The 6,159-nt window shown below is 58.3% G+C and carries 7 protein-coding genes; 2 read left to right on the top strand and 5 right to left on the bottom strand.

Features of this window, described 5'->3' with window-relative positions:
* Nucleotides 1-293 precede the first annotated feature (293 nt).
* Complete coding sequence (locus tag AWB69_RS16655; RefSeq protein ID WP_156528873.1) at nucleotides 294-791, top strand: hypothetical protein; 498 nt, start codon at nucleotides 294-296, stop codon at nucleotides 789-791.
* 145 nt (nucleotides 792-936) lie between these two features.
* Here the strand turns inward: AWB69_RS16655 and AWB69_RS16650 are convergent, their stop codons facing one another.
* The 3 genes from AWB69_RS16650 to AWB69_RS47740 are packed head-to-tail and all read right to left on the bottom strand — an operon-like array spanning nucleotide 937 to nucleotide 2,834.
* Nucleotides 937-1,800 carry a phytanoyl-CoA dioxygenase family protein gene (locus AWB69_RS16650; RefSeq protein ID WP_062086581.1) on the bottom strand — a complete coding sequence of 288 codons (864 nt, stop codon included), beginning with the start codon at nucleotides 1,798-1,800 and terminating at the stop codon, nucleotides 937-939.
* Nucleotides 1,801-1,841: 41 nt separating this feature from the next.
* The gene (locus AWB69_RS16645; RefSeq protein WP_062086579.1) at nucleotides 1,842-2,618 is read right to left on the bottom strand and encodes an ABC transporter substrate-binding protein; all 777 of its coding nucleotides are present in this window, start codon (nucleotides 2,616-2,618) and stop codon (nucleotides 1,842-1,844) included.
* Between the two features lie 54 nt (nucleotides 2,619-2,672).
* A complete protein-coding gene (locus AWB69_RS47740) occupies nucleotides 2,673-2,834 on the bottom strand; it encodes a hypothetical protein (protein ID WP_156528872.1) in 162 nt (53 codons plus the stop codon).
* A 144-nt stretch (nucleotides 2,835-2,978) separates the two neighbouring features.
* Here AWB69_RS47740 and AWB69_RS16640 point away from each other — a divergent pair, with 144 nt between their 5' ends.
* A complete protein-coding gene (locus AWB69_RS16640; protein WP_062086577.1) occupies nucleotides 2,979-3,929 on the top strand; it encodes a LysR substrate-binding domain-containing protein in 951 nt (316 codons plus the stop codon).
* A gap of 111 nt (nucleotides 3,930-4,040) precedes the next feature.
* On the opposite strand, the gene AWB69_RS16635 is transcribed toward AWB69_RS16640, so the two are convergent.
* Both AWB69_RS16635 and AWB69_RS49390 read right to left on the bottom strand, forming a co-directional pair.
* Nucleotides 4,041-5,138: a porin gene (locus AWB69_RS16635; RefSeq protein ID WP_062086575.1), complete on the bottom strand. Its 1,098-nt coding sequence runs from the start codon at nucleotides 5,136-5,138 to the stop codon at nucleotides 4,041-4,043.
* A gap of 452 nt (nucleotides 5,139-5,590) precedes the next feature.
* Entirely contained in the window at nucleotides 5,591-5,983 is a 393-nt protein-coding gene (locus tag AWB69_RS49390; protein WP_062086573.1) for a hypothetical protein, read from the bottom strand.
* Nucleotides 5,984-6,159: the final 176 nt, after the last annotated feature.

Raw genomic sequence — 6,159 nt, 5'->3', positions numbered from 1 at the left:
GGGTACTACGTTGCGGAGCACTATATGCAATGGAACCTTATGGGTACCTTAACGCTCGGGCTGCCGTGTCGAACCCGTCAACGTCAGGTCATAAAGACCGCCGGTTCGCAATGACCGGCGGCGCCGCGTGAGACCGCGCCAAAGCGGGGGCTCTGCGCTGCGATATGGCGAGCATGATCGTTGCCTGCGAGCGCTGGATACCGTCGCTGAGAGTGAACCAAACCGTGGGAGGCCATTTCCGTCGACTTGACCGCCCGGGTTCAATCGTTACTGGTGTCAGAGCAGACTGCCGGGTGGATGGAGAGCCAATCGGCTTGCGATCGTTGTGGCTCGATGCTGGCGCACAAAAGGACGCCCGGTCGATCGTGCTGCGAACCGTGTTTGGCAAGCTCGACGTGCCGAGTCCGAGGCTGTGGGCGTGCAACTGCGCGGCAAAGCAAGGGCGACCGCGCCGCTCTGTGAGTCCGCTGTGCAAGGCCGTTCACCAGCGTGTGACGCCGGAATTGGAGTACCTCCAGGCCAAGTGGGCCGCCCGTCTACCCTACCGTCAGGCCACGGAGCTGCTTCGAGAGGTCCTTCCGCTGGACAAAGGGATTTCCTTCGGTAGTACTCGCCGTCGAATCCTCGCCGTCGGTAGCGCGCTGGACGCGCAGATCGAGCGCGATATCGCGTCTGGACCAAAAGCGGTCAGTGCAAAGCCGGTTCGCGAATCGACCACCGTCGGCTGCGTGAACGTCGACTCGGTGCAGCCGCTGCTCGATGAAGCCGACGAACCCGCGCGTAGGTGTTAGCGACGCAGTCATGCGCCGCACTGAGCGTCGCTTAAAAGCGAAGACGACAACGGTTCGAATCGCTCAAATCGTGCCACTCATCGTTTTCGGTATCCCATGCTTGGTCATTCCTGGTCACCGGATCAAAACCGCCATCCACCATCACTCACTGCGTGTTGGCGATATTGCCCGACTTAGCCCCAGGCCAGACGATAGGAAAAAGCGGATGCTCCATTGCCGCACCTTCAGGCAACGTCTCAGCAAGACCCGGAAACTCCGGCGAAGTACGCCAACGACGCGGCGCATGCCGAACATCGTCGCCAATAAAGCGAATAGAGAAAGCACGCCGCCGTGTCTGCCCGCTCACCCCACCGGACGCATGCAAGGTCAGCATGTTGAAGCACACCATATCGCCCGGCTCAAGCGCCCATCCGATGATCGGATACGCCCCCCGGTCAGCCTCAATATCCGGCAGATCCGCGAGACTGCCCTCAGGAAACCACTTGGCCTGATTGTCCATGAACGTACGCGGCATCAGCCAAGGCCCAAGATGCGACCCCGCGACAAACTCCAGCCTCGACTCCGGAGAAACAGGATCGACCGGAATCCACATGCTGACGTTATCGCGGCCGGTGATGTTGTAGTACGGCTGGTCCTGATGCCACGGCGTGCGTTGCCGGGTATTCGGCTCCTTCACCAGCAGATGATCGTGGTAAAGCCGTATCGCCTCGCTCCCCAACAGCGTCGCTGCTACCGCGGGTGCCGCCGAGTGAAAAATAAACTGGCGATATGCCGCGTTCTCCTGCCAGTTGCAGAAGTCTTCGAAGAACCAGCCTGGATCGTCGGGACGGCTCGCGACCTTCGCGCGCGGACTGGGCGCTTGCAGGTTCCTATCAATACCCTCGCGCAGCAAAGCAACCTCTTCCGGTGTGAAGATCTGGCGAATACAAACCGCGCCATCGCGGCGAAAATCTTCCCTCAATTGCGGCGTGACGGCCCGCGCAAGACGGGCAGCTACGGTCTCCAACATACCTGACTCCCTACGAGAAAGAATGGGCTGAGTCCTGACGCTCAATCGCCGTAAATATCGAAGTTGAAGTACTTCGCCGCCACCTGTTGATACACGCCATCCTGACGTATCACAGCAATGGCCTGGTTGATCTGCGTTTCCATCGGCGTGTCGCCCTTTCGTATGCCGATAGCGACATCACCCGCCACGCGGCTGTCCCCCACCGGCTTGCCCACCAACGCAAAACCTTTGCCTTGCGGCGTCTTCAGAAAACCGAAGTCAGCTTGCACGGCTGCCTGAAATGCCGCATCAAGACGGTTCGTCACGAGGTCCTGATAGATCTGGTCCTGCGTCTGATACGACACCACCGTCACGTTCTTCGGCGCCCACTCTGCTTTCGCGTAGCTCTCCTGGGTCGAGCCCTGCACCACGCCTACGCTTTTGCCCTGCAGCGCCTGCGCGGTCGGCTGAAGGTTCGAGCCCGAGCGCGCAATCAATGCCGAGCTGCTGTTGTAAAGACGGTGGCTGAAATCAATCTGCTGACGCCGCGCGGGCGTAGCGGACATCGCTGAAAGTATGGCATCGAACTTACGCGCCTTGAGCGCGGGGATCATGCCGTCGAAGTTCTGCTCAACCCACACGCACTTCTGATGGAGCTGTGCGCAGATCGCGTTGCCCAGGTCGATGTCGAAACCCGTGAACGATCCATCCGGCGCCTTCGACTCGAACGGCGGATAGCTGGGGTCAACGCCAAAGCGAATGACCTGTTTATCCTGCGCAAAGGCAGCAAGGGGCAACATCACCAGTGCGCAAAAGGCTGCGAGCGTTACGTGTTTCATGGAGTTCCCCGTCAGTGTTGAATCAATTTGAGCGGCTGGCAAGCCGGCCTGCGTTCATGCCATGTCCAGCGGTGCGACGTTTCGCGAGACCGTCCTCTGCAGCGCGAGCACTATCGCGTCGCACGGATGCTTCGTCAGCACGGGACGCGCATGGATGCCATGACGCAAATGGATCATTTCGTCGTGGCTGGCGAGCATGTCGGTAGAAACAGTCATTCGCGTGGGTCCGTGATTAGCGTTGGAACTCGATCGGGTGACGCTACCGTAGCGCGACAGAAAACGGGGCGGGAGAGCTAGAATCGTGAACGTGGCAACCTGAGGTGAACACCCCGTGCGAACCCGCCTTTACATTGAGAGCGTATGAAACTTCACCAACTCCGCACGCTTATTGCCATTGCCGAAGCAGGCGGTGTGCGCGGTGCGGCGCGCGTTCTGAAAGCCTCCCCGGCGGCTATCACGAAGAGCCTGCGCCAACTTGAGGAAAGCGTGCAGATGTCGCTGGTGGTGCGCACATCGTCAGGCGTCACGCTCACGGAGAGCGGCCAGGCGCTGCTGGTTCACGCCCGGCTGATGGCAGGGCAGATGACACGTGCCCAGGAAGCCATGAACGCGCTGAGGGGCGCCACGCAGGGCAAACTCACGGTTGCTGTCACGCCATGGATTGCCATGACGTTCCTGGCGGACACAGTCACGCGCTTTTGCGAACGCATGCCCGATATCCGCCTGGAATTCTTCGAAGGATTATTGTCGGTTGCCAATCCGCGCCTGCGCGACGGTAGCCTCGACTTCTTTGTCGGCCGGCCGGAGCCTGGGGCATTCGGTGTTGAATTTCAGTATCGGCCATTGTTTTCGTCGACCTGCGCGCTGGTTGCTCGCGAGGGACATCCGCGAGCGAATTGCCACTCGCTAGCGGATATGAGCGATCTGGACTGGGTCTTGACATGGGACCCGGTGAGCGAAAATGCCCTCGCCGACAACGTCTTCACTCGATACAACGTGCCGGTACCGCGCAAGATTCACCTGACGCACTCTCTTTCCATTGCAATTGCGTTGCTCAAGAAGACCGACATGGTCAGCGTATTTCCGTGGCCGCTGGTTGAGGTCAGTGCGGCCAAGGAAGGACTGTGCGCCATTCCGTTGCGCGAGCAACTGGACGACGCCATGGTCAGCGTCATCTCGCGTACCGGTCATCCCGCGAGTGCCGCGTCCGAGTGCTTTATAGAATGCATGATCGAAACGATTCGCGAAGGATGCGACTCGAGTTTGCCGGAAACACGCCACGTGCTGCAGTCGGTCGAACTATTGATCTGATGACGTACTGCTGCCCCTGCTGCCTCAAGAAAAAACGGCGCGCACCATTGCATTGAGTGCGCGCCGTTGGTTCGGAAGCGTCATGCCCGGCGACAAACCGGGCAGCCCGCATCAGAATATGTTGCGAAGGCCGACTGCAACGCCGGTCTGGTTGTTGCGTCCCGGAAAGTCTGCCTGCGCCGCACCGGTGCCACGGATGAAGTCGACCGTGCTATACACTTCTGTCCGCTTGGACAGCGAGTATTCGGCAAGCAGCACGCCCGAATAACGGACGCCGCGGCCAAGCGTAGTTCCGTTGGCTTCCAGCGCATTGCGGGAGTGATCGTAGTAGGCCGCCGCAGTCAGCAGCAACGGCGTCGTGACCTGCCACGTGGAACCGACATAGAAGCCGTCGTCAATGCGGTTGGTGTTCGTCACAGGCGCCGCGAAGTTGGCAGCCGGTGAGTTTGCAGCCGACATGAAGATGTCGACCATGCCGGTATTGTCCTGCGAATGCAGCCAGCCCGCGAAGGCCTTGACCGTGCTGAATGCATAGACAGCGCTCACGTTGACAACATTGAACTTGTTGTTGTGCACGTCGCTGTTCTGCTGGAAGCCCGCATCAAGAGACAAGCCGGCGAATGTGTACGACGCCGTCAAGCCGTACATGTTGCTCGCGCCAACGCTGCCCGCCACGTTACCAAAGCCGTACATGGCCTCCACGTTGACGCCACCGAACTGGCCGTTGTACTTGACGGAGTTGTTCTGGCGCAGGCCGTAGCCAAGTGCGCCGGGCAACCAGCCGTCCTGATCGTAGTTACCCACGGTCAACGGGTCGTAGACATTCCCTAACTGGTCGAATAACGGCGTGTTCTGGCGGCCCAAGGTGACGGTGCCATACTGGTTGCTCGAAATTCCAACATAAGCCATCCGGTTGAAGAGCGTATTCGAGCTCGCAAACTGGCCGTTCCAGAGGTTGAAGCCGTTCTCTAACCGGAACACCGCGGACAGGCCGCCGCCCAGATCCTCAGATCCCTTCAAGCCCCAGCGGCTGCCGGTGATCGGGCCAACGCCCATTGATACCTGGTTGTCGTTATTTGCATCGGCGTTGGTGAGATAGCGGACGCTGGTGTCGACAATGCCATACAGGGTGACTGAGCTTTGCGCGAAAGCGGATTGAGCAGCAATGGCGATCAATGCGCCGCCAATGGCGCTGGTAGTTTTCTTCACAGAGTATCTTCCCCTATTGATTTGTTGGACAACTACTGGTGTATGTAACGCCAATAGTTCAAGCGCGATTTTTGATCGCAAGGGCGATAATATTTCCGTCAAATTAACTCGTGATCTGTTTTCGTTTTTGTGTCTCCCGTTAGCAACATTGAATTGACATCCGTATCACGGGATAGCAGATAAAACCCGGAGTCGATTGATGTTTGCTGCAATGCACTTAGCGGTCATTTCGTTTTTTGATTAATTGCTATGACGATAAGTCTGGAAAATGCTGCGAAGCGGGGCGCATCGTTACTAGCGCGGACGACGATTCTGGAGCGCCTTTGCCCGGCTCCAATCTGAATACCGCCGGCGATGAAGGTGAAGGTGTCAAAGGCGGCCGAGGCGGTCGTTCGCGCTCGGCCACTGAGTTGATCGGTTAAGGGCTGCTTTTAAGAAATGCTCTTAGCCATTCACAAAGGAACGTCCTGGATCAAAGCCGAATTCACGGCGCGAATTCGACGGTCAACAAAATAACCTCCGCCTTCCGTGTATCGAAGATAAAGCCGGCTGCATTGCATGCATTGCCATACGTTGCATCGGTTATACGGAAAAAAATGCGGCGTGATGGGTGCATTGGGGGACCAATAATCAAGATCGCCCGGTAGGTATTCCCGATAGCTAGGCTCAGGATCATCGTCCACCATGAGGGTGCCGATTTCCTCGAGACGCCCTTCGTCGAGAGAAACCGGTTGTGAGTTCCAGCCGTCAAGCGGCGTCCGGGTGCAATTGCATGGCCCTGTGGCCACCGACTCTGCGCGCAACGCGATCTTGGTGAGAGCTGAAGCATCGAGATAATTTGGCATGGTGGATCAGGCGGGCGTGGCTGCGTTCGTGTTTTGAGGTCGACATAGAATGCCAGATTTTTTTCGATGGGTCGGTTCCATAGAAACAGTATCGTCCGAACGGATGGCGCTAAGCACGCTCCAGAAGCGCTCCACAAAATCGCGATGGTCAGGTTCCACTATAGAAGGGGGACTTG

It is taken from the genome of Caballeronia udeis (assembly GCF_001544555.2).
Lineage (GTDB): Bacteria > Pseudomonadota > Gammaproteobacteria > Burkholderiales > Burkholderiaceae > Caballeronia > Caballeronia udeis.
This window is presented reverse-complemented; position numbering and strand designations above follow the sequence as displayed.